Origin of the sequence: Mesorhizobium sp. M0862 (assembly GCF_040319795.1) — a bacterium.
GTDB lineage: Bacteria > Pseudomonadota > Alphaproteobacteria > Rhizobiales > Rhizobiaceae > Mesorhizobium.
On sequence record NZ_JAMYOJ010000001.1, the window covers coordinates 417,139 to 443,599 of the forward strand.

Annotated in this window: 32 protein-coding genes; 23 read left to right on the top strand and 9 right to left on the bottom strand. The window is 63.9% G+C overall.

Annotated elements, in window-relative coordinates; translation table 11 throughout:
• Positions 1-14: 14 nt before the first annotated feature.
• Positions 15-917 (bottom strand): DUF1003 domain-containing protein, encoded by a 903-nt coding sequence (locus NKI15_RS02085; protein ID WP_286439498.1) that lies wholly within the window; start codon positions 915-917, stop codon positions 15-17.
• A gap of 417 nt (positions 918-1,334) precedes the next feature.
• Entirely contained in the window at positions 1,335-2,303 is a 969-nt protein-coding gene (locus NKI15_RS02090) for a D-alanyl-D-alanine carboxypeptidase family protein (protein ID WP_352515100.1), read from the bottom strand.
• 266 nt (positions 2,304-2,569) lie between these two features.
• Here NKI15_RS02090 and NKI15_RS02095 point away from each other — a divergent pair, with 266 nt between their 5' ends.
• From NKI15_RS02095 to NKI15_RS02110, 4 genes are all read left to right on the top strand, one after another.
• Positions 2,570-4,381, top strand: a complete 1,812-nt coding sequence (locus tag NKI15_RS02095) for a methyl-accepting chemotaxis protein (RefSeq protein WP_352515099.1) — start codon at positions 2,570-2,572, stop codon at positions 4,379-4,381.
• A 236-nt stretch (positions 4,382-4,617) separates the two neighbouring features.
• On the top strand, positions 4,618-5,709 hold the full coding sequence (locus NKI15_RS02100; RefSeq protein WP_352497016.1) for a hypothetical protein: 1,092 nt from the start codon (positions 4,618-4,620) through the stop codon (positions 5,707-5,709).
• Positions 5,710-5,978: 269 nt separating this feature from the next.
• The gene (locus tag NKI15_RS02105; protein WP_023689152.1) at positions 5,979-6,599 is read left to right on the top strand and encodes a nucleoside triphosphate hydrolase; all 621 of its coding nucleotides are present in this window, start codon (positions 5,979-5,981) and stop codon (positions 6,597-6,599) included.
• Between the two features lie 85 nt (positions 6,600-6,684).
• Positions 6,685-7,056 (top strand): hypothetical protein, encoded by a 372-nt coding sequence (locus NKI15_RS02110; RefSeq protein WP_023700470.1) that lies wholly within the window; start codon positions 6,685-6,687, stop codon positions 7,054-7,056.
• Between the two features lie 25 nt (positions 7,057-7,081).
• Here NKI15_RS02110 and NKI15_RS02115 read toward each other — a convergent pair whose 3' ends face one another.
• The 3 genes from NKI15_RS02115 to NKI15_RS02125 form a co-directional block, all read right to left on the bottom strand.
• Positions 7,082-7,786: a glutathione S-transferase family protein gene (locus NKI15_RS02115; protein ID WP_023732693.1), complete on the bottom strand. Its 705-nt coding sequence runs from the start codon at positions 7,784-7,786 to the stop codon at positions 7,082-7,084.
• Positions 7,787-7,939: 153 nt separating this feature from the next.
• Positions 7,940-9,148 (bottom strand): beta-ketoacyl-[acyl-carrier-protein] synthase family protein, encoded by a 1,209-nt coding sequence (locus tag NKI15_RS02120; RefSeq protein ID WP_023683604.1) that lies wholly within the window; start codon positions 9,146-9,148, stop codon positions 7,940-7,942.
• A 5-nt stretch (positions 9,149-9,153) separates the two neighbouring features.
• Positions 9,154-9,408, bottom strand: a complete 255-nt coding sequence (locus NKI15_RS02125; protein WP_023671226.1) for an acyl carrier protein — start codon at positions 9,406-9,408, stop codon at positions 9,154-9,156.
• Between the two features lie 235 nt (positions 9,409-9,643).
• Here NKI15_RS02125 and NKI15_RS02130 point away from each other — a divergent pair, with 235 nt between their 5' ends.
• The 5 genes from NKI15_RS02130 to NKI15_RS02150 are packed head-to-tail and all read left to right on the top strand — an operon-like array spanning position 9,644 to position 11,995.
• Positions 9,644-10,465 (top strand): urease accessory protein UreD, encoded by an 822-nt coding sequence (locus tag NKI15_RS02130; RefSeq protein ID WP_081732475.1) that lies wholly within the window; start codon positions 9,644-9,646, stop codon positions 10,463-10,465.
• Between the two features lie 30 nt (positions 10,466-10,495).
• A complete protein-coding gene (locus tag NKI15_RS02135; RefSeq protein ID WP_023671228.1) occupies positions 10,496-10,798 on the top strand; it encodes an urease subunit gamma in 303 nt (100 codons plus the stop codon).
• A gap of 11 nt (positions 10,799-10,809) precedes the next feature.
• Complete coding sequence (locus NKI15_RS02140) at positions 10,810-11,064, top strand: DUF1272 domain-containing protein (protein ID WP_352497015.1); 255 nt, start codon at positions 10,810-10,812, stop codon at positions 11,062-11,064.
• A 29-nt stretch (positions 11,065-11,093) separates the two neighbouring features.
• Positions 11,094-11,681: a HupE/UreJ family protein gene (locus NKI15_RS02145; protein ID WP_352497014.1), complete on the top strand. Its 588-nt coding sequence runs from the start codon at positions 11,094-11,096 to the stop codon at positions 11,679-11,681.
• A gap of 8 nt (positions 11,682-11,689) precedes the next feature.
• The gene (locus tag NKI15_RS02150; RefSeq protein ID WP_023671231.1) at positions 11,690-11,995 is read left to right on the top strand and encodes an urease subunit beta; all 306 of its coding nucleotides are present in this window, start codon (positions 11,690-11,692) and stop codon (positions 11,993-11,995) included.
• 26 nt (positions 11,996-12,021) lie between these two features.
• Here the strand turns inward: NKI15_RS02150 and NKI15_RS02155 are convergent, their stop codons facing one another.
• Complete coding sequence (locus NKI15_RS02155; RefSeq protein WP_023671232.1) at positions 12,022-12,519, bottom strand: hypothetical protein; 498 nt, start codon at positions 12,517-12,519, stop codon at positions 12,022-12,024.
• A gap of 123 nt (positions 12,520-12,642) precedes the next feature.
• The gene (locus tag NKI15_RS02160; protein ID WP_023671233.1) at positions 12,643-13,005 is read right to left on the bottom strand and encodes a hypothetical protein; all 363 of its coding nucleotides are present in this window, start codon (positions 13,003-13,005) and stop codon (positions 12,643-12,645) included.
• Positions 13,006-13,185: 180 nt separating this feature from the next.
• Between NKI15_RS02160 and ureC the strand changes: the two genes are divergently transcribed.
• From ureC to NKI15_RS02200, 8 genes are all read left to right on the top strand, one after another.
• Positions 13,186-14,898: an urease subunit alpha gene (ureC, locus tag NKI15_RS02165; RefSeq protein WP_031245402.1), complete on the top strand. Its 1,713-nt coding sequence runs from the start codon at positions 13,186-13,188 to the stop codon at positions 14,896-14,898.
• Between the two features lie 92 nt (positions 14,899-14,990).
• The gene (locus NKI15_RS02170) at positions 14,991-15,584 is read left to right on the top strand and encodes a hypothetical protein (protein ID WP_023750391.1); all 594 of its coding nucleotides are present in this window, start codon (positions 14,991-14,993) and stop codon (positions 15,582-15,584) included.
• A 42-nt stretch (positions 15,585-15,626) separates the two neighbouring features.
• Positions 15,627-16,232 (top strand): glutathione S-transferase family protein, encoded by a 606-nt coding sequence (locus NKI15_RS02175; RefSeq protein ID WP_023683600.1) that lies wholly within the window; start codon positions 15,627-15,629, stop codon positions 16,230-16,232.
• Positions 16,229-16,831, top strand: a complete 603-nt coding sequence (gene ureE, locus NKI15_RS02180) for an urease accessory protein UreE (RefSeq protein ID WP_023750392.1) — start codon at positions 16,229-16,231, stop codon at positions 16,829-16,831. Before NKI15_RS02175 ends, ureE begins: the two co-directional genes overlap by 4 nt.
• A complete protein-coding gene (locus NKI15_RS02185) occupies positions 16,824-17,495 on the top strand; it encodes an urease accessory protein UreF (RefSeq protein WP_023750393.1) in 672 nt (223 codons plus the stop codon). The genes ureE and NKI15_RS02185 overlap by 8 nt, the downstream gene beginning before the upstream one ends.
• Complete coding sequence (locus NKI15_RS02190; protein WP_023671239.1) at positions 17,492-17,932, top strand: DUF3995 domain-containing protein; 441 nt, start codon at positions 17,492-17,494, stop codon at positions 17,930-17,932. Before NKI15_RS02185 ends, NKI15_RS02190 begins: the two co-directional genes overlap by 4 nt.
• Before the next feature lie 13 nt (positions 17,933-17,945).
• Positions 17,946-18,578 carry an urease accessory protein UreG gene (gene ureG / locus NKI15_RS02195; protein WP_023671240.1) on the top strand — a complete coding sequence of 211 codons (633 nt, stop codon included), beginning with the start codon at positions 17,946-17,948 and terminating at the stop codon, positions 18,576-18,578.
• A gap of 127 nt (positions 18,579-18,705) precedes the next feature.
• Positions 18,706-19,473, top strand: a complete 768-nt coding sequence (locus tag NKI15_RS02200; RefSeq protein ID WP_023671241.1) for a class II aldolase and adducin N-terminal domain-containing protein — start codon at positions 18,706-18,708, stop codon at positions 19,471-19,473.
• Between the two features lie 81 nt (positions 19,474-19,554).
• On the opposite strand, the gene NKI15_RS02205 is transcribed toward NKI15_RS02200, so the two are convergent.
• Complete coding sequence (locus NKI15_RS02205; RefSeq protein WP_023671242.1) at positions 19,555-20,187, bottom strand: HAD family hydrolase; 633 nt, start codon at positions 20,185-20,187, stop codon at positions 19,555-19,557.
• Positions 20,188-20,406: 219 nt separating this feature from the next.
• Between NKI15_RS02205 and NKI15_RS02210 the strand changes: the two genes are divergently transcribed.
• Positions 20,407-21,366 carry a sugar-binding transcriptional regulator gene (locus NKI15_RS02210; protein WP_023689163.1) on the top strand — a complete coding sequence of 320 codons (960 nt, stop codon included), beginning with the start codon at positions 20,407-20,409 and terminating at the stop codon, positions 21,364-21,366.
• Between the two features lie 37 nt (positions 21,367-21,403).
• Here the strand turns inward: NKI15_RS02210 and NKI15_RS02215 are convergent, their stop codons facing one another.
• The gene (locus tag NKI15_RS02215) at positions 21,404-21,589 is read right to left on the bottom strand and encodes a hypothetical protein (RefSeq protein WP_023746512.1); all 186 of its coding nucleotides are present in this window, start codon (positions 21,587-21,589) and stop codon (positions 21,404-21,406) included.
• Positions 21,590-21,699: 110 nt separating this feature from the next.
• Between NKI15_RS02215 and NKI15_RS02220 the strand changes: the two genes are divergently transcribed.
• The 5 genes from NKI15_RS02220 to NKI15_RS02240 all read left to right on the top strand — a co-directional run bounded on the left by NKI15_RS02220 (position 21,700) and on the right by NKI15_RS02240 (position 26,445).
• Positions 21,700-22,608 (top strand): LysR substrate-binding domain-containing protein, encoded by a 909-nt coding sequence (locus tag NKI15_RS02220; protein WP_023671245.1) that lies wholly within the window; start codon positions 21,700-21,702, stop codon positions 22,606-22,608.
• Positions 22,609-22,830: 222 nt separating this feature from the next.
• A complete protein-coding gene (locus NKI15_RS02225) occupies positions 22,831-23,061 on the top strand; it encodes a hypothetical protein (protein ID WP_023746513.1) in 231 nt (76 codons plus the stop codon).
• Between the two features lie 242 nt (positions 23,062-23,303).
• Positions 23,304-24,614 carry an ABC transporter substrate-binding protein gene (locus NKI15_RS02230; RefSeq protein WP_023746514.1) on the top strand — a complete coding sequence of 437 codons (1,311 nt, stop codon included), beginning with the start codon at positions 23,304-23,306 and terminating at the stop codon, positions 24,612-24,614.
• Between the two features lie 122 nt (positions 24,615-24,736).
• Complete coding sequence (locus NKI15_RS02235; protein WP_023671249.1) at positions 24,737-25,609, top strand: carbohydrate ABC transporter permease; 873 nt, start codon at positions 24,737-24,739, stop codon at positions 25,607-25,609.
• An 11-nt stretch (positions 25,610-25,620) separates the two neighbouring features.
• Positions 25,621-26,445 (top strand): carbohydrate ABC transporter permease, encoded by an 825-nt coding sequence (locus tag NKI15_RS02240; RefSeq protein ID WP_023671250.1) that lies wholly within the window; start codon positions 25,621-25,623, stop codon positions 26,443-26,445.
• Positions 26,446-26,461 lie beyond the last annotated feature (16 nt).

The window sequence follows — 26,461 nt, forward strand, 5'->3', positions numbered from 1 at the left end:
TCAGCCCTAGCCTCTCACCCCGCCACCTCCACCTTGGCCACCCGCCTGCGCACCCTGCGTGGCGCACGCTTCGCCTTCTTCGCGCCGGTCAGTTCGTGCATCGCATCGAGCTGCATCTGCTGCATTTCGGCCAGCCGCGTCCATTGGCGCGAGATCAGATAGTCGAGCTTTTCGTGCAAATGGCGCACTTCCAGCTCGGCTTTCAGGTTCACCCGGTAGTCGTTGAACGAGCGCAGGCGGTCCTTGGCCTCCGTCCGTCTCTGGCTCATCATGATGATCGGCGCCTGGATGGCGGCGATGCAGGAGAGCAGCAGGTTGAGCAGGATGAAGGGGTAGGGGTCGAAGGCGCTGCTCACGCCCGCGATCAAATTGATGCCGATCCACACCGCAAGCACGCTGCCGAACGAGATCAGGAACCACCAGCTGCCGCCGAAAGCCGCCATATTGTCGGAGACGCGGTCGGCGAACGAGCGGTGCTCCTCGAACTCCTCTTCCGAGTTTTCCGAAATCGTGTCCTGCCTGGCGATCGATTCGACCACCTGGCGGTCGAGCTCGGAGAATTCGCCATGCTCCTGCTGCAGCAGCTCCTCCATGTAGCGCATGCGGTAGCGGCCGAGCTCCTCGCGGCTGATGCGGGCGCCGCGCGGCAGGTCGGGATGATCGGAGCGGATGCGGTCGGCCAGGCTCGGCCTCAGATCGTCGATGCGCACCAGGTCGCGCTTGCGGAATTTGCGGCCCGAAATCGCCGACGGCTTTCGCTTCGGCTTCAGGCGGCCATGGGGTTCGGAGTCCGGCACATCGGGCGCTTCCAGCGCCTCGTCGGCCGCCAGCTCGGCGTCGTGGTCGGTCGGCGCCTCGAAATACTCGCCGCCGCTGTCGTTTTCATTGGCGGCCTGTTCGGATGGTTTTGGGCTCATGATGCCGGCTCCTGCTGTCGCGCCCACGATACGCCAAGGCGAGGCGGCATAGCCACCGCCGCGGTGACGATTGCGGGCTTGTGCAAGCGCTTGTGATGAATGCCTGCTGCAATTGCCTGTGGCGGCGCAGCCCCCCGGGGCCTCGCTCGCCTGCTGCTCGGCAACCAGACCGCCGAAGTGCTGTTGCCGACGGAGGTCGCGCCTGCTGCAGAGTTAAGATGAGGCAGCGATCCTTCACGACCCCCCTCTGTCCTGCCGGACATCTCCCCCTCAAGGGGGGAGATCAGATGTCGCCATGGCTTCGCCAAACACGAAAAAGAGGCGAGACGCTCCCCACTTGAGGGGGAGATGGCCGGCAGGCCAGAGGGGGGTGCTGTCCCGCCGGCGTTTCAGAGTTCCTCCACCCAACGACGGGTTCTATTGCGGCGGTAAACCAGGCAACTGCGACCCCTGCGCCGGCAAACCAGGCTGCGGCAGGCCGGGCGACGCGGCCGGCTGATCTCCCGCAAACATCAGCCGCGTCTTCGTATCGGCCATGGCGGGCGACAGACTGCGCTGGATCAGCGCTTCGACATGGTCGTTGCGCTGCCTAGCGCTGTCGGCGCCCATCACCACCACGATCAGATGCCGGCCGTCGGCATTGTAGGACGTGACGATATTGTAACCGGATGCCCTGATATAGCCGGTCTTGATGCCGTCGACGCCGCGCACCCGGCCGAGCATGTCGTTGTGGCCGCGCACCAGCCGGCCGCGGAACATGAAGTCGCTTTCGGAGAAATAGTGGAACTGCTGCGGGAAGCGGGCGCGCAGCGCCATCCCCAGCGTCGCCATGTCGCGCGCCGATGTGTGCTGGCCATCGTCGGGCAGGCCGGAGGCATTGCGGAAGACGGTGCTGCTCATGCCGATCTGGCGCGCCTTGGACGTCATCATGGCGGCGAACTGGTCCTCCGAGCCGCCGAGATATTCGCCCACCGCCACCGCCACGTCATTGGCCGACTTGACCACGATCGCCCGGATCGCCGAATCGACATCGATGCTCTCGCCGCGCTTGAAGCGCAATTTGGTCGGCGGCTGCCGGGCGGCATTGTCGGAGACCGGGATCTGCGTTTCCTTCGAGACGCGGCCGGACTCCAGCGCCTCGAACAGCAGGTACAGCGTCATCATCTTGGTCAGCGACGCCGGATAGCGTTGCGCCCTCGAACTGACTTCGAACAGCGTCTTGCCACTGCCGGCATCGATTACGATGGCGGCATATTTCTCCTGCGGCGCCGGCACCGCCAGCACGCTGTCGGGCGGTGCGGTGGTGCTGCAGCCGGCCACGAAGACGAGCAGCAGGAGGGCTGCGAGAAATTTTTGGACGAGGGAGCGGAAATGGAAGTTTGGCAAGGCAAGTCCGGCGTTGCTGAGAGGGCCGGAACCTAGCCTAACCCATTGTGTTCGTCCATTTGGTTAACGGCGGAGCTGCCGATGACGCTGCCAATCTCCCCCGCAAGGGGGGAGATCAGATGTCGCTTCGGCTTCGCCAATCATCGGCGCTGAAACGGCAACCTCGACATCCGCCCACCCGCCCGAAATCGCCTGCTTCCTGTCCTGTTTTGCCTGCGGGGTCGCGGTGCTGCTATAGAGGCGGCAATTGCTTGGGGGATTTGACAATGACCGGTGACATCGGCGCGGCTGCGCCATCTCTTATCAGGGCTTCGCTCAGCCGCACCGGCAAATGGGCCGGCAGCGTCGCTTTCATCGGCGGCGCTGCTTCCGACATCCTCAATCCGCTGGCGCCATTCGCCGCCTATATCGCGCTGGTCGCTTCGGTTGCCGCCGCCATCATCGCCATTGCCATCGTTCTGCGGCTGGTGCTGGCCGCCAAGGCGCTGCCGGCGCTGATCTTTGCCACCAGCGCTGCCGCCGTCGCCGGCGGCGTCTATGGCCTGCAGCAGCAGACCAATTCGCAGAACGGTGTGATCGCCGGCCTGGTACCGGCCATCGCCCAGTTGCAGCAGCAGATGGGCATCGTCTCGGCCAGGGTGGCCAGGATCGAGCAAACGGTAACCGAGACGAAGCTGACGGTCGACCAGGTCAAGCAATCGACCGACGCGGTGGCGAAGAAGACCGAGGAAATTGCGTCGACCCAGCAGCAGCAGGCTGAGCAGGGCGCGCAGACGCAAAAGTCGGTAGAGGCGGTCAAGCAGACGACCGAAACGCTTGCTGCCGGCCAGCAGAAACAGGCCGAGCAGGCCGACAAGCTTCAGGCGACCACCCAGCAGATCGCCGCCTCGATCGACACCATCGCCAAGGGCTTTGCCGCATTGGCCGCGCAGGGCGGGGCGATCGCCGAGCCGAAGCGGCCGGATGAATTCTACCACAATGCCCGCGTCTACGAGCTGTCCGGCGACATGCTGAATGCGCGGCGCTCCTATCTCGCTTTCGCCGGTTTCGACGTCGACGCCGTCGATCCCTACACACGCTTTGCCACCCTGCTGCGCGTGCAGGACGGCAAGGCCGGCGCCCGCGAAGTGTTCGGCCAGCTGGCCGACAAGGGAAAGGCGCTGTCGATCAAGCTGGTCCATATCCTGCAGTTCGACGACACCCAGCGTCTCGACAAGCTCAACGCCTTCATCGCGGCCAATCCGGATTTCGCACCGGCCTATTACCTGCTCGCGCAGGAGTTTTCCGAGGATCGCCTCGGCGTCCAGTCGCTGTCCGACAAGCGCAGCGAGGCCGAGGCGCTGACCAAGTTCGTCTCCTATGAAAAGGAAGGCGGGCTGCTCAAATATTTCGTCGACCAGACGCAGCTCGCCGACTGGCTCGATCGCAGCCGTACCCGCCTGACGGCGCTTGGCGACGTGCTCGACCCGCAGCGCTTTGCCCCGACGCTGACGCCGATGCGCTCCAATGCCGGCTGGACGATCTCCATCTCGCTGCCCGAGGCTGCGACCGGCATTTCCTGGCGCATGGGTGTGTCAGGTCCGTTCACCGACACCGGATTGATGGCGATGAACGACCAGCGTACCGGCAAGCCGATGCCCAATCCGAGCTTCGAATTGCCCGACAGCACCACGGCCACCACCATCGGGGTCAAGTATCTCGATCTCAGGGGGCGCGAGACCGGGCCGTTCAACATAAGTTTCGATCCGGACGCAGCGCTGCAACAGGGCAACAAACAGATCCTCGACCAGTTCTGGACGTCGTGGATCGCCTTCGACGCCAGCGGCAATCATGGCCTGGTCTATTTCTCCCAGATGCTGTCGTTCCGCTGCGGCATCAAGGAGGTGCGCTACAGCCTGAACGGCACGGCGCTCGACAAGGAGATCAAGCTGCCGCCTTGCGACAAGAAGGACCCCTACGCCATTCCTTATGACTACCAGCCTTACTTCAAGGTCGCCGACAACGTGACATCGATGGCGGTGCAGGTCACCTACACCGACGGCACCAAGTCGCCGGTCCGGGAGTACAAACGGCAGTAGGCGTCCACCCTTCCCCTTGTGGGGAGGGTCGATCCGCGTAGCGGATCGGGGTGGGGGTCCTTGTAGGGCGCTACCCCCGCCCCGTCGAACAATCTCCGCTTCGCGTCGAGCGCTTGCCGACCCTCCCCACAAGGGGGAGGGTAAAAATCGCCCTGATGCAAAATGCCGGTCGCTGTGCTTGCGCATCCGTCACGGAGCGGGTTTGTTCGCTGCCATCAGAATCAGCAGGTGCGCGGATGGATACGGTCACGATCAAGGCAAAGGGCATTTCGGTCACGCTCGATCTCACTGTCGGCCATATCGCCGACATGACGGTCGACAGCGATGGCCGCCAGCTGAAGCCGCTGCACCGCGCGCCCTGGATCGATGCCGGCGAGACGCTGCCGCCGGATCTGCCTCAAGGCACGGTGCGGCTGTCTGGCGATTTCCTATGCGCACCGTTTTCGGCCAGCGACATCGAGGCCGCACCGCTGCATGGCTGGCCGGCCAACAGCGCCTGGGATGTCACCGCCAGCGAAGTGACATCCGACGGCTGGCGGGCCGTCTTCCGGTTGCGCCGCACGGTGATGGGCGCGACGGTCGACAAGATCTTCACGCTCCGCAACAGTCATCCCTTTCTCTATCAGGAGCATGTCTTTTCCGGCGGTTCCGGCGCGGTCTCCGCCGCCCACCATCCGATGGCGGCGATGCGCGATGGCGGCCGGCTCGCCTTCTCGCCGAAGCGCTTTGCCGGGACAATGGACGCACCGCTGGAGCCCGATCCGGCCCGCGGTCGCTTCAAGCTTTCCTATCCCGCCCGCTCGACCGATCTGACGCGCTTTCCAGCCACTGGCGGCGGCACGCTCGATCTCACCGACTACCGCATGGAGGATGAGCGCGAGGATTTCATCACCCTGGTCGAAGCCGATCATGACGGTCCGGGCTGGACGGCGCTGGCGCGCCGGGCCGAACAGGATCTGGTGCTGGTGCTGAAGAACCCGGCGGAGCTTCCGGTCACCATGCTGTGGTTCAGCAATGGCGGCCGCGACTACGCGCCGTGGAGCAGCCGCCATCGCGGCGTGCTCGGCATCGAGGACGGCCGCGCCGCCATCGGCCATGCCGCATCGATCGACGACAATTGGCTGAAGCGCGAAGGGGTCGCGACCGCTTTTACCCTCGGCGGCGAAGTCTCCTTCCGCCATGTCATCGGCACGCTGCCGCTGACGAGCGGCGAGCCGCCGCGCGATATCGGGACAGCCTCAGGTCACATGCGTCTCACCGGAGCCGCTGGTTCGACCCGCGATGTCAGGTTCGACAGCGATTTCCTGCGGATCGGCCAGCCCGGCTGATTTTCGAACGCTGGCCCTGCCCCTCACCTGCCTGCCGGCATCCTCGACACACGGCACATGGAGCTTGTCCGCCGCACCGCCGCGCCAACCAATCTGCTTGGCGCTGCGGCGGACGCATAGGGGGAGAAGTGTTACCCATCTATCGGCTGGACACCGGCAGGGCGACGAGGGGCGGCGCTGACGTGGCGGATGTCGTGAGATTGCCCAAATCGCGGTTTGAAATTTCCTCAAACTGCCGACAAGATGCAAAGCATAGCTGGAAGCGCCCAATGTCCGAAATCGCCCATCTCGCCGCCACCATCTTCAAGCGCGCCGGCAAGGCGAAACGCTTCATCGTCGCCATTGCCGGCCCGCCCGGCGCCGGCAAGTCGACGCTCTCGGCCGGGCTGCATGATCTGTTGCCGGAGGGCGCGGCTGAAGTCGTGCCGATGGACGGCTTCCACTATGACGACATCGTGCTCGACCAGCGCGGCCTGCGGCCAAGAAAGGGCGCGCCGGAGACTTTCGACTTCGCCGGCTTCGAGACGCTGTTGAAGCGCATCCGTTCGGGCGAGCCAGACATCGCCATTCCGGTGTTCGACCGCAGCATGGAATTGTCGCGCGCCGCCGCCTCCATCGTTGCCGCCGAGACCAAGTTCATCCTGGTCGAAGGCAATTACCTCCTGCTCGACGAGGAGCCGTGGTCGCGGCTGGCGCCGCTGTTCGACTTCACCATCTTTGTCGATGTGCCGCGGGCCGAACTCGAGCGCCGCCTTCTGGTGCGCTGGCACGAGCATGGCCGCTCCGACGAAGACGCCCGCGCCTGGATCGCTTCCAACGACATGCCCAACATCGATCGCGTGCTCGGCCGTCGCAGGTCCGCCGACCTGGTTGTTGGCGATCCCGCATAGTTCGCTCGACTTCGGAACGGGAACCTTAAGACTTTCAGGTCGTTATCTCTCATCGGCAATCGTGCCGCCGTGAGGGAACCGTCAGATGGCAACCAAGGCAAAAACACCCGCCAAGAGCAAGACCGCTCAACCCAAAGCCAGGCAGGCAAAGGCCACGCAGGCCAAGGCAGGCGCCGGCCCGGCGATCGCCGAGCGGTCCAAGGACGCAAAGCCGGCTTTCGGCAAAGCGGCGCCAAAGAAGGTAGAACCGGTCGCGACGGCGAAGGTGGCGGCGAAAACCTCCAAACCCAAGAAGCCGGCAAGCCGCGGCTCGATGGCCGGCGGGGCCATGCGCACGGTCAAGGCGACCGCCAATGTCGCCGCTGGTGCGGTGGCGGCGACAGCCAGGGGCGCCGCGTCGCTCGCTGCGTCCGTTATCGGCAAGGGCGGCTCGAAAAGCAAGGCCAAGGCGAAATAGACCTGGTTGCTTCGGCCGGCCGAGGTCAATTCCTGGCGGGAATGGTCAGGCCGCGCTGCACCGCGGGCCGCGCCAGCCCGCGCTCCAGCCATGCCGCGACGGTGGGGAAGTCGTCGAAGCCGACGAGTTCTCGCGCCTCGTAGAAGCCGATCAGATTGCGCACCCAGCCCAGCATCGAAATGTCGGCGATCGTATAGTCATCGTCCATGATCCAGGTTCGACCCTTCAGCCGCGTCTCCAGCACCCCGATCAGCCGCCGCGATTCATTGCGGTAGCGATCCAGCGGCCGCTTGTCGGCGATCTCGCGCCCGGCGAATTTATTGAAAAACCCGACCTGTCCGAAAATCGGTCCGATCGCCGCCATCTGGAAGAACACCCATTGGATGGTCTCGTAGCGCCGCGCCGGATCGGCCGGGATCAGCTTGCCGGTCTTGTCGGTGAGGTAGAGCAGGATGGCGCCGGATTCGAACAGGCCGAGCGGCTTGCCGCCCGGCCCGTCGGGGTCGATGATCGCAGGTATCTTGCCGTTCGGGTTCAGTGACAGGAATTCCGGTGTCCAGCTCTGGTCCTTGCCGATATCCACCAGATGCGCCTCGTAGGGCAGGCCGAGTTCTTCCAGCGCGATCGAGACTTTCACCCCATTCGGCGTCGTCGCGGAATAGAGCTGCAGACGGTCGGGGTGGCTGGCCGGCCAGCGCTTGGTGATCGGAAAGACGGACAGGTCGGTCATCGAAAGCTCCGGTCGGGAATTTGGCGCGGTCTCGCGCCGTTTGGCGGGTTGCGAAGGATTATCCTCGGCGTCTTTGCCGATCAACCGGCCGACGGTGCGCACACCGTCTTCGCAGTCATTCAGGGCCAGTCGCTCAGGGCTAGTCGCTTGCCGTCAGACCGCCTTGAACGCCACCACGGCATTGGTGCCGCCGAAGGCAAAACCGTTGCTGATCGCCGCGCGCACCTTGCGCTCGCGCGCCACATTCGGCGTGATGTCGAGATCGCAGTCGGGGTCGGCCTGCCGGAAATTGGCCGTCGGCGGCACGATGCCTTCGCGGATCGCCATCACGCAGGCGATCATTTCCAGGCCGCCCGAGGCGCCGAGGCAATGGGCATGCATCGACTTGGTCGACGACACCGACAGCTTGTAGGCATGGTCGCCGAAGACGCGCTTGATTGCCGCCGTCTCGATCTGGTCGTTGGCCTTGGTGCCGGTGCCGTGGGCGTTGAGATAATCGACGTCCTCGGGATTGAGCCCGGCGTCCGCCAGGCAGGCGCGCATCGCCGCCGTCGGTCCCTCGACTGTCGGCGCGACGATATCGGAAGCGTCGGCGGAAAGGCCGGCTCCGGCAAATTCGGCCAGAATGGTCGCGCCGCGCGCCATGGCGTGTTCATAGGTTTCCAGCACCGCCATTCCAGCACCTTCGCCGAGCGACAGGCCCTGGCGATCGGCTGAGAACGGCCGGCAGGTATCGGGCGCCAGCACCCGCAGGGCTTCCCAGCCTTTCAGGATGCCCCAGAGCAGCGGCGCGTCGGTGCCGCCGGCGACCATGACATCGGCGCGGCCGAGCCGGATCTGGTCGACCGCCGAGGCAAAGGCGTGATTGGACGAGGAGCAGGCCGAAGTGACGCCGAACACCGGCCCGCGCAGGCCGAGATTCATGCTGACATGGCCGGACGCCGCACTCGGCATCACTTTCGGCACGGTGAAGATGCCGGCCCGGTTCTTGCCGTCGACCAGGATGGCGCGGTAGTTCTCCTCGATCGCCTCCCAGCCGCAGACGCCGACGCCGACGACCGCGCCCATCCGGTAGGTGGTTGCTTCATTCGATGTCAGGCCGGCATGCTGCATGGCTTCGCGCGCGGCAATCGTCGCCAAAAGGCTGAAGCGGTCCATCGACACGGTCTGCTTGTGGCTGATGCCATGGTCGGGCAGCGTCTTGATTTCGCAGCCGACCTTGACCTTCAAATCATGCAAACCGGGATTGCTGATTTGACCGATGGCCGATCGGCCGGCCCGCATTTCGTTCCAGATTGCAGGCGCATTGGCGCCGAGCCCGCATATGCCGCCGATGCCGGTAATGACGACGCGCTTTTGCATTCAGCTCAGGCTTTTTTCGCAATCAGCGCGCGAACAGCCTCAACCATATCGCCGACATTCTTGAGATTGCTCCAGGCATCGACCGTGTTCATCTCGATCTCGATGCCGTACTGCTCCTCGAGATCGAAGATGATCTCGGTCAGTTCCAGGGAATGGATGCCAAGCGCGGTCAATTCCGTATTGGTGGTGATCTCTTCGCCACCGGGCTCCGCATGTGCCCTGATCTTGGCGATGATTTCCGTTGCCAGCTCGTCAGCCATTCGATTCCTTCCCCAATTTTATAACGTCGCGGTGCCGATTGGTTGGCGCCCCTGTTGCCTGGACTGAAATCGCCGTCGCCTTCAAAAACCCGCCAGGCGCAGCATGACCGTTCCAAAGAGGCTCCCTCTATAGAAACGGAAACGTTGTCAAGCAACAAGCTATATCAACAAGCACCATATCGACAAAGCGCCGGGAGTGCTTAACGTTAGCGCCGTGGATACGTTGCAGCATGTCTTGATCTCAGCTCTTCCGGCCCAGCGCGCGGCCGGGGCGGCCCGGCTTGCGTGCGGCGTCAGGGATGGACGCACCCGGCTTTTGCGCCTCTATCAGGACGGCTCGGCCAAAATCCGCATGCCGGCCGTTGCGGCCGATCCGCTCGAAGCCGTGCTCATCAACACCGCCGGCGGTCTGACCGGCGGCGATCGGCTCGGCTGGGAAATCGATGTCGGGCCAGGTGCCTCCGCCTCGATAACCACCCAGGCCTGCGAAAAGATCTATCGTGCCGCTAGCGACTGCGCCGAAGTTCGGGTGAAGCTCAGCGTCGGCGCGGGCGGGCGTATCGCCTGGCTGCCCCAGGAAACCATCGTCTTCGACCGCTCGGCCTTTGCCCGCACGCTCGAGGTCGAGCTTGCCGCAGGCGCCGAGGCATTGCTGCTTGAAGCCACCATATTCGGCCGCCTCGCGATGGGCGAAGAGGCCGCGCACGGCCATTTCCACGACCGTTGGCGTGTCCGCCAGGATGGTGCGCTCGTTCATGCCGAGGATTCCCGCATCGGGCCGGCTATCGCGGCGGCACTTGGCCGCCCGGCGGTCGCCGGCGGCGCCATTGCCGCTGCGACGCTGCTGATGGTTTCGCCGCAGGCCGAAGGCTTGCTCGATGCGGCCCGCGACATCATCGGCGCCGACGGCGATGCCAGCGCCTGGAGCGTCAAAAAATCTGGCAAGCTTCTTGCGAGGCTGTTTGCCGAGGACGGCTACCAGCTGCGCAAGCGGCTGGTTCCGCTCGTCGAACTGCTCAACGGGCGGGCGGGTCTGCCCAAATTATGGTCACTCTGAGCCAAATCCAGGCCAAATCCAGGAAAGCGCATGAACCTGACGCCGCGTGAAAAGGACAAGCTGCTCATCGCCATGGCGGCGATCGTGGCGCGCAAGCGGCTGGAACGCGGCGTCAAGCTCAATCACCCCGAAGCGATCGCGCTGATCACCGATTTCGTCGTCGAGGGCGCCCGCGACGGCCGCCCGGTCGCCGAACTGATGGAGGCCGGCGCCCATGTCATCACCCGCGCGCAGGTGATGGAAGGCATCGCCGAGATGATCCACGACGTGCAGGTCGAGGCGACCTTTCCCGACGGCACCAAGCTGGTGACCGTTCACGAACCGATCAGGTGAGGAGAAAAACGATGCTGGAGCTGCGACCGAATTGCGAATGCTGCGACAAGGACCTGCCGCCGGAAGCGACGGACGCGCTGATCTGCACCTTTGAATGCACCTTCTGCGCTGACTGCGCTGAACATGTGCTGGGCGGCGTCTGCCCGAACTGCGGCGGCAATTTTTCCGCACGCCCGATCCGCCCAGTGGAGAAACTGGTGAAATATCCGGCCTCGACCCAACGCGTGCTCAAGGCCGAGGGCTGCGGCCCGCGCAAGGCTGCGTGATTGTTTTCGTGACTTCGAAGGGAAGACCGATGATCTCTGCTTCAACCAAACGCACCACGCTTGCAGCGATCCTGCTGCTGGCGGCGGCGATGCCCGCCTATGCCCATGTCGGCATCGCCACCACCTCGTCCTTCGCGGCGGGCTTCGCGCATCCGCTGTCCGGCCTCGACCATATGACCGTCATGGTCGCCGTCGGCCTTTGGGCGGCGCTCAAGGGCGGCAAGGCGATATGGGCCTGGCCGCTGGCCTTTGTCGGCGTAATGCTGGTCGGCGGCGCGCTCGGCATGCTCCACGTGCCGGTGCCTTTCGTCGAACCGGGCATCCTTGCCTCCGTCGTCGCGCTTGGCTTTCTGGTGGCGTTGGCGGTCGATCTGCCGGTCTCGGCCGGAGTCGCCATCATTGGCCTGTTCGCGCTGTTCCATGGCCATGCCCACGGCACCGAAGTGCCGGAAAATGCGGGTGGGCTTGACTATATGGCCGGCTTTGCCGTTGCCACCGCACTTCTCCATGCCATGGGCATCGCTGCCGGCCTTGGCCTCGGCATGCGCTTTCGCGGGCTTGCCCGCGCCGCAGGTGCTGCCTGTGCTGCCGTCGGCCTGGTCTTCGGCGTTTTGTGAGGCTAACGATGATTCCCGGCGAAATCATCACGGCAAGCGGCGACATCGAGCTCAACAAGGGGCTGCCGACGGTGACGCTGAAGGTGGCCAACAGCGGCGACCGGCCGATCCAGGTCGGCAGCCACTACCATTTCTTCGAGACCAATGAGGGGTTGAAATTCGATCGCGACAAAGCGCGCGGCATGCGTCTGGACATTGCCGCCGGCACCGCGATGCGCTTCGAACCGGGACAAGAGCGGGACGTCACGCTGGTGCCGTTCGGAGGAAAACGCGAGGTCTACGGTTTTCAGCAGAAGATCATGGGCAGGCTGTGAGATCGACGGGGTCGGGCGCCCTGAGGTCAGTTCGACGGCCTGGCCGCCGCGTAGATGACGATTCTTGCCGAGCCGTCGAATTCCACCGCAAGGACGTCTTCCGTAAGCACGCGCCGCGAATCGATGGCGTTGAACAGCAAGGCGTTGGCGTCGATCTCCTTGCGCAGTTCCGCAATGTCGTCCTGATGCTGTTCGACCTTGCTCTCGACGGCCGGCGGCGGGCCGCCTTCGCTGCGCGCCGCGTCGGTGAGGAAGACGATATCTACCGTATCGAGCTTGGACGTCTTGCGCACGGCGCCGATGTTCTCACGCGTCCGCTCGATCGCGGTGATGATCTTGTTGGTCTGTGGTTCCGTCCGCGCCTCCTCCTGCCGGACATCGGAGCCGACGATCCGGTTGACGGTGTCGGCCCGGTTGACGGCGTCAGCGCTTTCAAGACCTTGCGCGGCTTGCGGGCCGAAAGCTGCGAGAAATGCGCAGGCAGCAAGGCTCTGGAGCCATCTGGTGTCGGCAAAGACAGGCATCGCTCGCTCCTGGTGGACTGTTCTGTGCAACGCCGTTCGGCGCCAAAGGGACGAAACGCCTCCTGTCGAGCGAAGGTTCCCTGTGGGCTGGCGGGCCGGGTGCCGGCCCGCCAAGCGCTTCTTTCAGCTTGCCTTCTTGGTGACAAGGGTCAGCGCGCCATCGGTGGTCATGCTGGCGGCGACCACCTGTGCCGAGGTGAGCCCCTTGGCTTCGAGCGCCGACTTGATCTGCGGCGTCGCGTCGATCGAAGAGCGCAGTTTCTGCAGCCCGGCATCGCCACGCTGGGCGATCACCTGATTGACCTGCGTCTGGGTGGCCTTGGGCAATTCGCTGATATCGACGATGTTGACCTTCTGGATCGCCGGCGCCGCCGGCTGAGCGCTGGGCGCCGCCGGCTTCGGTTGCGGCGTGGGCTGCTGCTGGGCGCCGGCTACGGTCGCGGAGGCCAACGTGGCGGCGGCTGCAAGAACGATGATTTTGCGCATGTATTTTCCTTTCATCGATTTGGCCAAGGGTTTGGCAAACGGGCGGTTTGGGGTGGCACGGCCACCTCAACGGCCAAATGGGATCAGAAGGTGTCGCCGAGCGGGTCATTGCATGACCATTGGATGGCGACGATGTGGAGTTCGGCTGCGGCCGGACTCTCGTTTGGGGAGCATTGACTGATGGCTAGAATTACCCGCGCCGCCTACGCGCAGATGTATGGCCCGACGGTCGGCGACAGAGTGCGCCTGGCCGATACCGAGCTGTTTATCGAGGTCGAAAAGGACCTCACCGTCCATGGCGAGGAGGTGAAATTCGGCGGCGGCAAGGTCATCCGCGACGGCATGGGCCAGAGCCAGGTGTCGCGCGCCGGCGGCTCGGTCGACACCGTCATCACCAACGCGCTGGTGGTCGATGCCACTGCCGGCATCTTCAAGGCCGATATAGGTCTCAGGGACGGCCGCATCGCGGCGATCGGCAAGGCCGGCAATCCCGACACGCAGGACGGTGTCACCATCATCATCGGCCCCGGTACCGAGATCATCGCCGGCGAGGGCAAGATCCTGACCGCCGGCGGCTTCGACGCGCACATCCACTTCATCTGCCCGCAGCAGATCGACGAAGCGCTGATGTCGGGCATCACCACCATGCTCGGCGGCGGCACCGGCCCGGCGCATGGCACGCTGGCCACCACCTGCACGCCGGGACCCTGGCACATGGCGCGCATGATCCAGTCCTTCGACGCTTTCCCGATGAACATCGGCCTGTCCGGCAAGGGCAATGCCTCGCTGCCGGCGGCGCTCGAGGAAATGGTGCTGGGCGGCGCCTGCTCGCTGAAGCTGCACGAGGACTGGGGCACGACGCCGGCGGCCATCGACTGCTGCCTGTCGGTTGCCGACGATTACGACGTGCAGGTGATGATCCACACCGACACGCTGAACGAATCCGGCTTTGTGGAGAACACCGTCGCCGCCATCAAGGGCCGCACCATCCACGCCTTCCACACCGAAGGCGCCGGCGGCGGCCATGCGCCCGATATCATCAAGGTCTGCGGCCTGCCCAACGTCATTCCGTCTTCGACCAACCCGACCCGGCCCTACACCGTCAACACGCTGGCCGAGCATCTCGACATGCTGATGGTCTGCCACCATCTGTCGCCGTCGATCCCTGAAGACATCGCCTTTGCCGAAAGCCGTATCCGCAAGGAGACCATCGCGGCGGAAGACATTCTGCACGATATCGGCGCCTTCTCGATCATCTCGTCGGACTCGCAGGCCATGGGCCGTGTCGGCGAGGTGGCGATCCGCACCTGGCAGACCGCCGACAAGATGAAGCGCCAGCGCGGGTCATTGCCGCAGGAGACCGGCAACAATGACAATTTCCGCGTCCGCCGCTACATCGCCAAATACACCATCAACCCGGCCATCGCGCATGGGCTGTCCAGGGACATCGGGTCGATCGCGGTCGGCAAGCGCGCCGATCTGGTGCTGTGGAACCCAGCCTTCTTCGGCGTCAAACCGGACATGGTGCTGATCGGCGGCATGATAGCCGCAGCCCCGATGGGCGACCCCAACGCCTCTATCCCGACCCCCCAGCCCATGCACTACCGCCCGATGTTCGGCGCCTATGGCAAGGCCAGGACCAACTCGTCGGTGACCTTCGTTTCGAAGGCGGCGCTGGAGTCCGGCCTGCATGGCAGGCTCGGCGTCGACAAGCAGTTCGTCGCGGTCGAAAATACCCGCGGCGGCATCGGCAAGCACTCGATGATCCTCAACGACGCCACGCCGCATATCGAGGTCGATCCCGAAACCTATGAGGTTCGCGCCGATGGCGAACTCTTGACTTGCGAGCCGGCAACCGTGCTGCCGATGGCGCAGCGGTATTTCCTGTTTTGAGGCGAGGGGCGATTTGATCGACCCGGCAAATTCCATTGCGAGCCGGTCGGTGCCGCCGCAATATGCGGCTCAAAGAAACCGCGTAGCAGGTCATGGCCACCGAAATAGCCTCCGCCCACGACATCTTCCCGCATATCCGCATCGTCATGGGCATGGTGATCGGACTTGGCGTCGCTCGCCTGCTGTCGGGGGTGGCGCGAATCGTCCAGCATCCCGGCCAGTACAGGCTCTATCCCGTGCACCTCGGCTGGGTCGCCTCCATGCTGTTGCTGCTGGTGCATTTCTGGTGGTGGGAGTTCGGCCTCTACACCATTGAGGTCTGGACTTTCGGCAAGTACCTGTTCCTGATCTTCTACGCCATCACGCTGTTCCTGCTGTGCGCGCTGCTGTTTCCGGATTCGATGCTCGACTACACCAGCTACGAGGATTTCTTCTATTCACGCCGTGGCTGGTTCTTCGGCCTGCTGGCGACGACCTATCTGCTCGACGTCGTCGACACGCTGCTGAAGGGTCCCGAGCATTTCGCCCGCTACGGCAATGAATATCTGTTCCGAACGCCGGTTTTCGTGGTGTTGTGCATCGCCGCCATACTGGTGCCTGACCGCCGCTTCCACATCGCCTTCGTCGCCGGCACGCTGATCTATCAGATATCGTTCATCCTGCGGCTCTTCGACACCATCGTCTGAACAGTGGCTATGGTTTAGGGTCGCAGGAAAGAGGGTTCAACCATGTACAAGGCCATCGGATCGCGTGGCTCCCGCGTCAGCCGCGTTCTGTGGATGCTTGAGGAACTCGGGCAGCCCTATGAATTCGTCGAGGTCAAATTGCGCTCGCCGGAAGCCTATGCGCTCAACCCGTCGGGCAAGGTGCCGATCCTGATCGATGGCGAACTGACGGTGACGGATTCGGCGGCGATCTGCGTCTATCTCGCCGACAAGCACGCCGACAAAGGCATGGGCGCCAATCCAGGTGTGGCCGGACGCGCCGAAATGGATTCCTGGATGCATTTTGCCCAGTCCGAGTTCGAAGCGCCGCTGTGGAACAAGCTGCGCCACCGCTTCCTGTTGCCGAAGGACGTGCGGGTCGATGTCGGCCCCGCCGCCGCCTACGATTTCGCCTCGGAGGCCAAGGCGCTCGACGGTCGGCTGGGGGATCGGGAGTTTGCGCTGGGCGACCGGTTTTCCGCCGTCGACGTGCTGTTGGGCGACATGGGCGGCTGGGCCCGCGCCGGAAAATTCCCGATCGAATCCGAGCGCGTCAACGCGTATTTTGACCGCGTCCTGGCGCGGCCTGCCCGTGCGAGAGCCCAGGCTAACGGTGGAGCCATGCGATGAAACTCAACCTGAACACCGACTTCACCAAGTTCCCCCGGGCCGTCTCGGTGGTGCCTGCCGGCACTGCCGGAACTACGCCGCCATCCGGCCGTGCCGTCCTGCCCCATGACGAGCGTCATTTGCGCCGCCGCGCCATTGAGCTTGCCGACGGCAGCAAGGTGCTGGTCGATCTGCCCGAGCCCGTGACCTTGAACGATGGCGACCGGCTGGTGCTGGAGGATGGCGGCCAGGTCGAGATCACCGCGGCACCCGAAGAGGTCTACGACATCCGTGCCCGCCACGCCGTGCATCTGACCGAACTCGCCTGGCATATCGGCAACCGCCATCTGGCGGCAGCGATCGAGCCCGGCCGCATCCTGGTCCTGCGCGACCATGTCATCAAGGCTATGCTGGAAGGGCTGGGCGCCACGGTGCGCGAAGTCTCCGAACCGTTCAAGCCGGTGCGCGGCGCCTATTCCGCCCAAGGTGCGCATGGTCACGATCACAGCCATGCGCATGCGCACGCCGAAGCGCATTCCCATGATGGACGTTCCCACGCACACAGCGAGTCGCATTCGCACAGCCATTCCCATGACGGGCATCATCACGATCATGACTGACCAGCCATCCGGCATCGCTTTGCTGCGGCTCATGGCGTGGCTGTCGCCGGCCTTTCCGGTCGGCGGCTTTGCCTACAGCCATGGTCTCGAACGCGCCGGGCAAGACGGGCTGGTTGCCGATACCGCCAGCCTCGCCTTCTGGCTGGAGACGCTGGTCGAGATGGGCTCGGGCTGGAACGACGCCGTGCTCTTCACGGAAGCCTGGCGTCGCGCCCGCGACGGCGGCGATCTCCATGAAATTGCCGATCTCGCCGAAGCGCTGGCCGGCTCGCGTGAGCGTCACACCGAAACCATGCTGCAAGGCGCCGCCTTCCTGAAAGCGGCAGCGGCGTGGGCGAATCCGGTGTTGGGCCGCCTGCCGGCCGAATGCGCCTACTGTGTCGCCGTCGGCGCCGCTGCCGGCGGCAACGGTTTCGCGCTTCAGGACGCGATGTCGGCCTTCCTGCAGGCCTTCTTCTCCAACCTCGTCCAGGCGGCGATCCGACTCGGCATCGTCGGCCAGACGGACGCCATGGCCTTGCTCGCCGGCTTCGAGCCGTTGGCGCTGTCGACGGCCGCGCGCGCCGCCGGCTCGACATTGGACGATCTCGGCGGCTGCGCCTTCATCTCCGACATCATGGCGATGAAGCACGAGACGCAGTATTCCAGGCTGTTCCGCTCATGATCGTCCTCGCCTTCGCCCTCTCGGCCGTCCTGCTGCTGATCACCGCGCTGCATGTCTATTGGGGCCTTGGCGGCATCTGGCCGGGCAGGGACGGCGTCTCCTGCGCCCACGCCGTCGTCGGCTTTCGCGGCGTCGACGAGATGCCGACGCCGTTTCCCTGTTTCGCCGTTGCCGCGTGCCTGTGCCTCGCAACCCTGTGGCCGCTGGCGCTGACCGGGGTCTTCGCCTCCCCCTTTCCAAGGGAGGGCCTTGCCGCCACAGCGCTGCTCATCGGGCTCGTCTTCCTCGGCCGCGGCATTGCCGGCTTCACGCCGTGGTGGCGCCGTCTGGCGCCGGAACAGCCTTTTGCGCGGCTCGATATCAGCTTCTATTCGCCGCTCTGCCTGTTGATCGGGCTCAGCTTCGCCATCCTCGCCATCACGGAGTTTTCGGCATGACGGAGTTTTCGGTATGACTCAGGCAAACGGTCCCCTGCGTATCGGCATCGGCGGTCCCGTCGGCTCCGGCAAGACGACGCTCACCGAAAAGCTCTGCAAGGCGCTGCGCGACGATTTCTCCATCGCCGTCGTCACCAACGACATCTACACCAAGGAAGACGCCATGATGCTGGCCCGCCTGCAGGCGCTGCCTGAGGACCGCATCGTCGGCGTGGAGACCGGCGGCTGCCCGCACACCGCCATCCGTGAGGACGCCTCGATCAATTTGCAGGCGATCGCCGGACTGAACAGGAAATTCCCCGATCTCGACATCGTCTTCATCGAATCCGGCGGCGACAATCTTGCCGCCACCTTCTCGCCCGACCTTGCCGACCTGACCCTCTATGTCATCTCGGTTTGCCAGGGCGAGGAAATCCCCAGGAAGGGCGGGCCGGCGATCACCCGTTCCGATTTCCTGGTCATCAACAAGAGCGATCTGGCGCCCTATGTGAACGTCAACCTCGATGTCATGGAGAGCGACGCCGCCCGAATGCGGGGCAAGCGCCCGTTCGGCTTCACCGACCTGTCGCGCGGCAAGGGACTGCAGGAAGTCATCGACTTCATCGTCGAACATGGCGGGCTGCAGTCGGCTCGCTCGGCGGCGTAATGCATGTCGCCCAAAAGTGCGTGGCGGTTTTGGGACAACGGACAATGCGAAGACAGCCTGACCCACCAGTTTGCGGTTGCTGGCCACGGCTGAGCGCGGCATTCTCTTAAAAACGGAGGTTTTTCGGATGAGCATCGCCCGCCTGCAAAAGGAAACGCTGACCAACCTGCCCTACTATGAGGAGCGCGTCGATCTGGCCGCCGCCTTCCGCTGGACGGCGCGGCTCAACATGCATGAAGCCGTGGCCAATCACTTTTCGCTGTCGGTCAACGAGGACGGCAGCAAATTCCTGATGAACCCCAACCAGGTGCATTTCTCGCGCATCAAGGCGAGCGACCTTTTGCTGATCGACGCCAATGATCCCGAGACATTGTCCGGCCCGAATGCGCCCGACCCGACCGCCTGGGGTCTGCACGGCGCCATTCACCGCAACGTGCCGCATGCGCGCTGCGCCATGCATGTGCATTCCATCCACGCCACCGTGCTGGCATCGCTGGCCGACTCGACCCTGCCGCCGATCGATCAGAACTCGGCCATGTTCTTCAACCGCCACGTCGTCGATGCCCATTATGGCGGGCTGGCCTTCGAGGAAGAAGGCGAGCGCTGCTCGCAACTGCTCACCGACCCGAAGGTCAAAGTGATGGTGATGGGCAATCACGGCGTCATGGTCATCGGCGACACCGTCGCCGACGCCTTCAACCGCATGTTCTATTTCGAGCGCGCCGCCGAAACCTACATCAAGGCGCTGTGGACCGGCCGTCCGCTGCGCACGCTGTCCGATGCCATTGCCGAAAAGGCCGCCAGCGAGATGGACGACTATCCCGGCCAGGCAGAGCGTCACCTTGCCGAGCTGAAGGCGATCCTCGACGAGGAAGAGCCGGTGTACCGGAGCTGAATGAGTTCACCCTTCTCCCCGTTCACGGGGAGAAGGTCCCGGCAGGGGGATGAGGGGCAGCGCCGACGTTCATAGGCTCACTCAGAGTCCCAACTGAGCCCGCAACTCTTCCGCACTGTTGATCACGACAGCGCCCTTCGGTCCTGCCATCGGCGCTTCCGGCCAGAAGATCGTCCGCATCCCCGCGGCCAGGCCTGATGTGGCGCCGGTAACGCTGTCGTCGACGGCCACCGCGTCTGAAGGATCGACGCCGGCCAGCCATGCGGCGCGCAGGAACGGTTCGGGATGCGGCTTGCCTTCGCGCACGTCGTTTCGGCTGATCGTGCGCATGCCGGGATAGATCAGGCCGACGGCGCTCAGATTTGCATCGACGATCACCCGGTCGGAATTGGACACCACCGCCTGCTGCACGCCGAGCGCGCGCAATTCGTTGAACACTTCGATCGCGCCGGGGCGCGGCTTCAGCGTCTCGGCCATCGGCATGTAGTGATCGTATTTGCGCACGATCCAGTCGTCGAAGGGCAGGTCGAGGCCGAACTCGCTGCGCAGCATCTCGTAGACCGGTGCGGCGGCGACGCCCAGCACCCGCTCATGCAGGTCGGCCGGCGGCGTAATACCGACGCTGCGCAGCGCCGCCACCAAGGCCGCCTCATGCAGCGGCTCGCTGTCGACCAGCGTGCCGTCCATATCCCAGAAAACCGCTTTCGGCGTCATGCGAGGCTCCTTTGCCGATCCCCTTAAAGCGTTTGTATCAGGAGATAAACCGCCGAGCCCGTCCGCTGGCGATTTTCGCTTGGTTGGTTGCCGCGCGGCGGCCGGATCGAAGCAGCAAGCAATTGCCCTGCCGATAGACAATTGCGCGCCGACACATTCCCTGCAAGACTATGACGCTTCGCCCAAGGGCGGGCAAAGGGGCAGGGCTGGAGGCACATTTTGAATTCGCGGCAAGACGGCGGCAGCAGCAGGCTGGACGAGGCAGCGCGCGCCGGCTGGCTTTATTATGTTGCCGGCAACACCCAGGACCAGATCGCCGCCACGCTCGGCATTTCCCGGCAGACGGCGCAGCGGCTGGTGTCGCTGGCGGTGTCGGAGGGGCTGATCAAGGTTCGCGTCGATCACCCGATCGCCAATTGCCTTGATCTCGCAGCTAGACTGAAGTCACGCTTCGCGCTCGACCTCGTCGAAGTGGTGCCGAGCGATCCAACCTCATCCTCGACCACGATCGGCATTGCCGAGGCGGCTGCGGCCGAGATCGAGCGGCGGCTGCGGTCACCGACGCCCATCGTCTTGGCCATCGGCACCGGCCGCACGCTGAAGGCGGCGATCGAGCAATTGCCGCCGATGGAATGCTCGCAGCACAAGGTTGTGTCCTTGACCGGCAACATCTCGCCCGACGGTTCGGCCGCCTTCTACAACGTCATCTTCACCATGGCCGACCGGGTCAAGGCGCGCTCGTTCCCGATGCCGCTGCCGGTCATCGCCTCGTCGCCGGAAGAGCGCGAGATGCTGCTTGCCCAGCCGATGATCCAACCGACGCTGGCGCTGGCCGCGGAAGCCGACGTGACCTTTGTCGGCATCGGCGATCTCGGCCCGAAGGCGCCGCTCTACGAGGACGGTTTTATCTCGGAAAGCGAGTTGAAGGCGTTGCAAAAGGCTGGCGGCGTCGCCGAGATCGTCGGCTGGGTGTTCGATCGGGAAGGCCGCATGATCGAGGGCATCACCAACGACCGGGTATCGTCGGCAGCCTTGCCGTCACGCGAAAAGTCGCTGGTCATTGCGCTCGCCATGGGCGAGCGTAAGTTGCCGGGCATCCTGGCCGCGGTGAACCGCCGGCTGGTCAATGGCCTCATCACCGACGAGCGGACCGCCACGGCCCTGCTCGACGGTGCCTGACTACCAATTAAGCAGCCCATCGATAAAATCCAACACGTTATTTGCAGCGCCCTGAAGGGTCGTTGCCGTCGAGGAAGCCCATGTCGCGCTGCAAATGCGGCGACAGCTCCCGGACGTCGACGTAGCCGCGCCGGCGGTGCACAAGCAGGGAAAATTCATGCGCCAGCAGGGAAAACCAGCTCTGCGCCGGGGTGGAATGGAGTTTTTGCTGTACCGTGGTCATGATCTTCAGCCTCCGCTATGCTTGAACTTGATTGATCGTTGACACCAGATATCGGCCTGATTGCCTCTTGCCGCCAATCAAACGTCGATCACGACCCATAAGGAGGGCTTATGCCCGATCTCAAGGCACCACAGCTCGCCCAGTTGCCGCCGCTGCAGGCCATCAGGGTGTTCGAAGCCGTCGCGCGGCATCTCTCCTTCACCAAGGCCGCGCAGGAACTCGGCATGACGCAGGCCGCCGCCAGCTACCAGATCAAGCTTCTGGAAGAGCGCATCGGTTCGCCGCTGTTCCTGCGCCAGCCGCGCCAGATTGTGCTGACGGAACCCGGCCAGCGCCTGGCGCCCGCCGTCAGCGAGGCGTTCAGCCTGCTCTCAAGCGCCTATTCCGCCGCGCGTGGGGGCGCCGATGGTGTGCTGTGCGTCTCGACGCTGCTGACCTTTGCCTCGAACTGGCTGGCGCAGCACCTCGGCTCCTTCCAGGTCGCGCATCCGTCGCTGGCGGTGCGCGTCGATACCTCGAACAGGGTGATCGATTTTGCCCGCGAGGACATGGACATCGCTATCCGCTCCGGCAGCGGCAAGTGGCCTGGAGTGGAGACCCATCTTTTGTTCAAGGCCGATTTCACCCCGGTGCTGAGCCCGGCACTCGCTGCCACCATAGGTGGCGTCCACGAACCCGCCGACCTGTTCAAGCTGCCCATTCTCGATCCCGGCGACATCTGGTGGCGGGAATGGTTCGCCCTTGCCGGCGTCCCGGCGGACGAACTTGCCAGGCGCACCGGCACCAGCATGGGCGCGCAGGCCTATGAGGCGAACGCGGCCATCGCCGGCCATGGTGTGGCGATCCTGACCACCGCATTGTTCAAGACCGAGCTCGCCGCCGGCCGCCTGATCCAGCCCTTCGACCTGGTCGGCGACGACGGCCACGCCTATTGGCTGGTCTACCCGACGGCGCGTCGCAACGTGCCGAAGATAAAAGCCTTCCGGGACTGGATCCTGGCCGAGATCGCCTGCGCCTGAGGGCGAGCGACTCGCGGATTGATTTCCGAGATGCAAAGCGAGCCATGGATCCGCGACGAATGCTCGCTTTCGCGGACAAACAGCTGCGATCGGGCCACCCGGTTAACCAAGCTTGACAAAAACGCTGTCGATATCACTCGCCCGGCATAGGCTTGTGCTTGTGACGACCCAATTGAGCAGGATCAATCGTCGCAGATTGAAACAGGGTCGATCAGCCGGCTGATGAAAGTCTATCGCGTCGAAGAAATCGAAAACAACACCGTGCGCACGACGCAGGTGATCGAAGCATTTACGCCGTTTCAAGCTGCCGTGAAGGCAATCGGCCGGGAAGTTAGGCTGCGCAAAGACGAGCCCAGCTGGATCCAGGTGACGGAAGTGCTGACCAGAGCCAAGCAAATACGCGACGGCAGGGTTTTCGAATATTCCGTCGGAAGCTACCCGTCCCACGGCTGACGGGCTGGGCCCTATCGCTCCCTTGGCGCCATGATTGGGTTGCGATGGGTCGGCATCAACCCGCTCTCACATCCCGTGCAAACAGCTTCCCACATCCATTCAATATCCTCTACGCGCGCAACGCCGCGCTCCGCCTTGCGTGCTGCGCTGCAGCATCGAATCTGGCTTGACATAATTTATGCCAAGTGAGTAATTGCCCATTACCAAGGCAAATGCTCATCTTGGTTCATGGGAGGAATTTGATGAAACTGCGCACGCTCACCCTGGGCTTGTTGTCGGCCAGCGCTTTCGCTTTTGCCGCACACGCCGAATCCATCACCATCGCCACGGTCAACAATGGCGACATGGTCCGCATGCAAAAGCTGACGGACGACTTCACCAAGGCGAACCCCGACATCCAGCTGAACTGGGTCACGCTCGAAGAGAACGTGCTGCGCGAGCGCGTCACCACCGACATCGCAACCAAGGGCGGCCAGTATGACGTGATGACGATCGGCACCTACGAGGTTCCGATCTGGGCCAAGCAGAGCTGGCTGTTGCCGCTCGACAAGCTCGGCGACGACTATGACGCCAAGGACATCATCCCGGCCATCGCCGGCGGCCTCTCGGTCGACGGCAAGCTCTATGCCGCGCCCTTCTACGGCGAAAGCTCCTTCGTCATGTACCGCAAGGACCTGATCGAGAAGGCCGGGCTGACCATGCCCGATGCCCCGACGTGGGACTTCATCAAGCAGGCCGCCGACAAGATGACCGACCGCGCCAATGGCGTGAACGGCGTATGCCTGCGCGGCAAGGCCGGCTGGGGCGAGAACACGGCGTTCCTGACGGCCATGTCCAACTCGTTTGGCGCCCGCTGGTTCGACGAGAACTGGAAGCCGCAGTTCGACCAACCGGAATGGAAGAACACACTGCAGTTCTATGTCGACCTGATGAAGGCCGACGGTCCGGAAGGCGCTTCGTCCAACGGCTTCAACGAGAATCTGGCTCTGTTCCAGCAAGGCAAGTGCGGCATGTGGATCGACGCCACCGTGGCGGCGTCCTTCGTCTCGGATCCGAAGGCCTCGAAGGTGGCCGACAAGGTCGGTTATGCTTTGGCGCCGGACAATGGCCTCGGCAAGCGCGCCAACTGGCTCTGGGCCTGGTCGCTGGCGATCCCCGCAGGCACGCAGAAGGCGGAATCCGCCCAGAAGTTCGTCTCATGGGCAACCAGCAAGCACTATGCCGAACTGGTCGCTTCCAAGGAAGGCTGGGCCAACGTTCCTCCGGGAACGCGTTCCTCGCTCTACGCCAATCCCGAGTACCAGAAGGCGGCCCCGTTCGCCAAGATGACGCTGGACTCGATCAATGCCGCCGATCCGGCGCATCCGACGGTCAAGCCGGTGCCCTATGTCGGTGTGCAGTTCGTCGCCATTCCTGAGTTCCAGGGCCTCGGCACAACCGTTGGCCAGCTGTTCTCGGCGGCGCTCGCCGGCCAGACCAGCGTAGACGACGCGCTCAAGCAGGCGCAGGACGCCGCCACGGCGACCATGACCGAAGGCGGTTATATCAAGTAAGGCTCCTCCCGGTGCCGAACGCCGGTCGCCTCCTGACCGGCGATGGCCGCCCGAGTCCCAGTTCGGGCGGCCGCTTTTTCCCCGCTGTGAAAATTCAGTCCGACTAGTGAAGGGTGACCGTCATGGCTACTCAGCAGACCCGTTCGCTTGCCCGCTTTATGTTGGCGCCATCCGTGGTGCTGCTGTTCGTCTGGATGATCGTGCCGCTGGCACTCACGATCTGGTTCTCCTTCCAGCAGTACAATCCGCTCAATCCGATCCGCGACGGGTTTGTCTGGTTCTCGAATTACTCGCTGTTCTATTCCAACCCGGCATTCCTGCAGTCGATCCTCAACACGCTGGTCCTGGTGGGCAGCGTGCTGCTGATCACCGTCATCGGAGGCATCATGCTGGCGCTGTTGATCGATCAGCCGATGTGGGGACAGGGGATCGTCCGCATCCTCGTCATCTCTCCGTTCTTCGTCATGCCGCCGGTGGCTGCACTTGTCTGGAAGAACATGATCATGCACCCGCAATACGGCGTCTTTGCCGACATTGCGCGCTTCTTCGGCGCCCAGCCAATCGACTGGTTCGGGCAGCACCCGATGCTGGCCATCATCATCATCGTCGCCTGGCAATGGCTGCCCTTCGCAACGCTGATCCTTTTGACCGCCCTGCAGTCGCTCGACGGCGAGCAGAAGGAAGCCGCCGAGATGGACGGCGCCGGCTTCGTCAGCCGCTTCATCTATCTGACGCTGCCGCACATGTCGCGCGCCATCACCGTCGTCATCCTGATCCAGACCATCTTCCTGCTGTCGGTCTATGCCGAAATCCTGGTCACCACCAATGGCGGACCCGGCTATGCCTCCACCAACCTGCCCTTCCTCGTCTACCAGAAGGCATTGCTGGAGTTCAAAATCGGCCAGGCATCGGCCGGCGGTGTCATCGCCGTCATTCTCGCCAACATCGTCGCCTTCTTCGCCATGCGCGCGGTCGGCAAGAACCTGGACAAGTAAGGGAGGATACGATGGCACGTGCAGTCACCACCCAACACAAGGTCATTGCGACAGGCGCCGCCTGGATCGTCGCGCTGCTGATCTTCTTCCCGATCCTCTACACGATCATCACCTCGTTCAAGTCGGAGCAGGAGGCCATCCAGGGCTTCGCGCTGATCCCGTCGGGGACGTTCGAGAGCTATACCGAGGTCCAGGCGCAGAGCGGCTACTTCAAGTTCTTCTTCAACTCGGTGCTGCTCTCGGTCGGCTCGACCATCCTGGCCCTGATCGTCGCGGTTCCGGCCGCCTGGTCGATGGCCTTCTCGCCGGGCAAGTGGACCAAGGACATCCTGATGTGGATGCTCTCGACCAAGATGATGCCGGCGGTTGCCGTGCTGTTCCCGATCTACCTCATCTTCCGCGATGCCGGACTGCTCGACAGCCGCATCGGCCTGATGATCATGCTGATGCTGATCAACCTGCCGATCGTGATCTGGATGCTCTACACCTACTTCCGCGAAATCCCCGGCGAAATCCTGGAGGCGGCACGCATGGACGGCGCCACCCTGTGGGGCGAGATCGTCTATGTGCTGACCCCCATGGCCGTGCCGGGCATCGCATCGACCATGCTGCTCAACATCATCCTGGCGTGGAACGAAGCGTTCTGGACCATCCGCCTGACCACCACCGAGGCGGCGCCGCTGACGGCCTTCATCAGTTCGTTCTCAAGCCCGCAAGGCCTGTTCTGGGCCAAGCTTTCGGCGGCCTCGACGCTGGCCATCGCCCCCATCCTGATCATGGGCTGGTTCAGCCAGAAGCAGCTGGTGCGCGGCCTGACATTCGGCGCGGTAAAATAACGGACGTTGCCTGAAG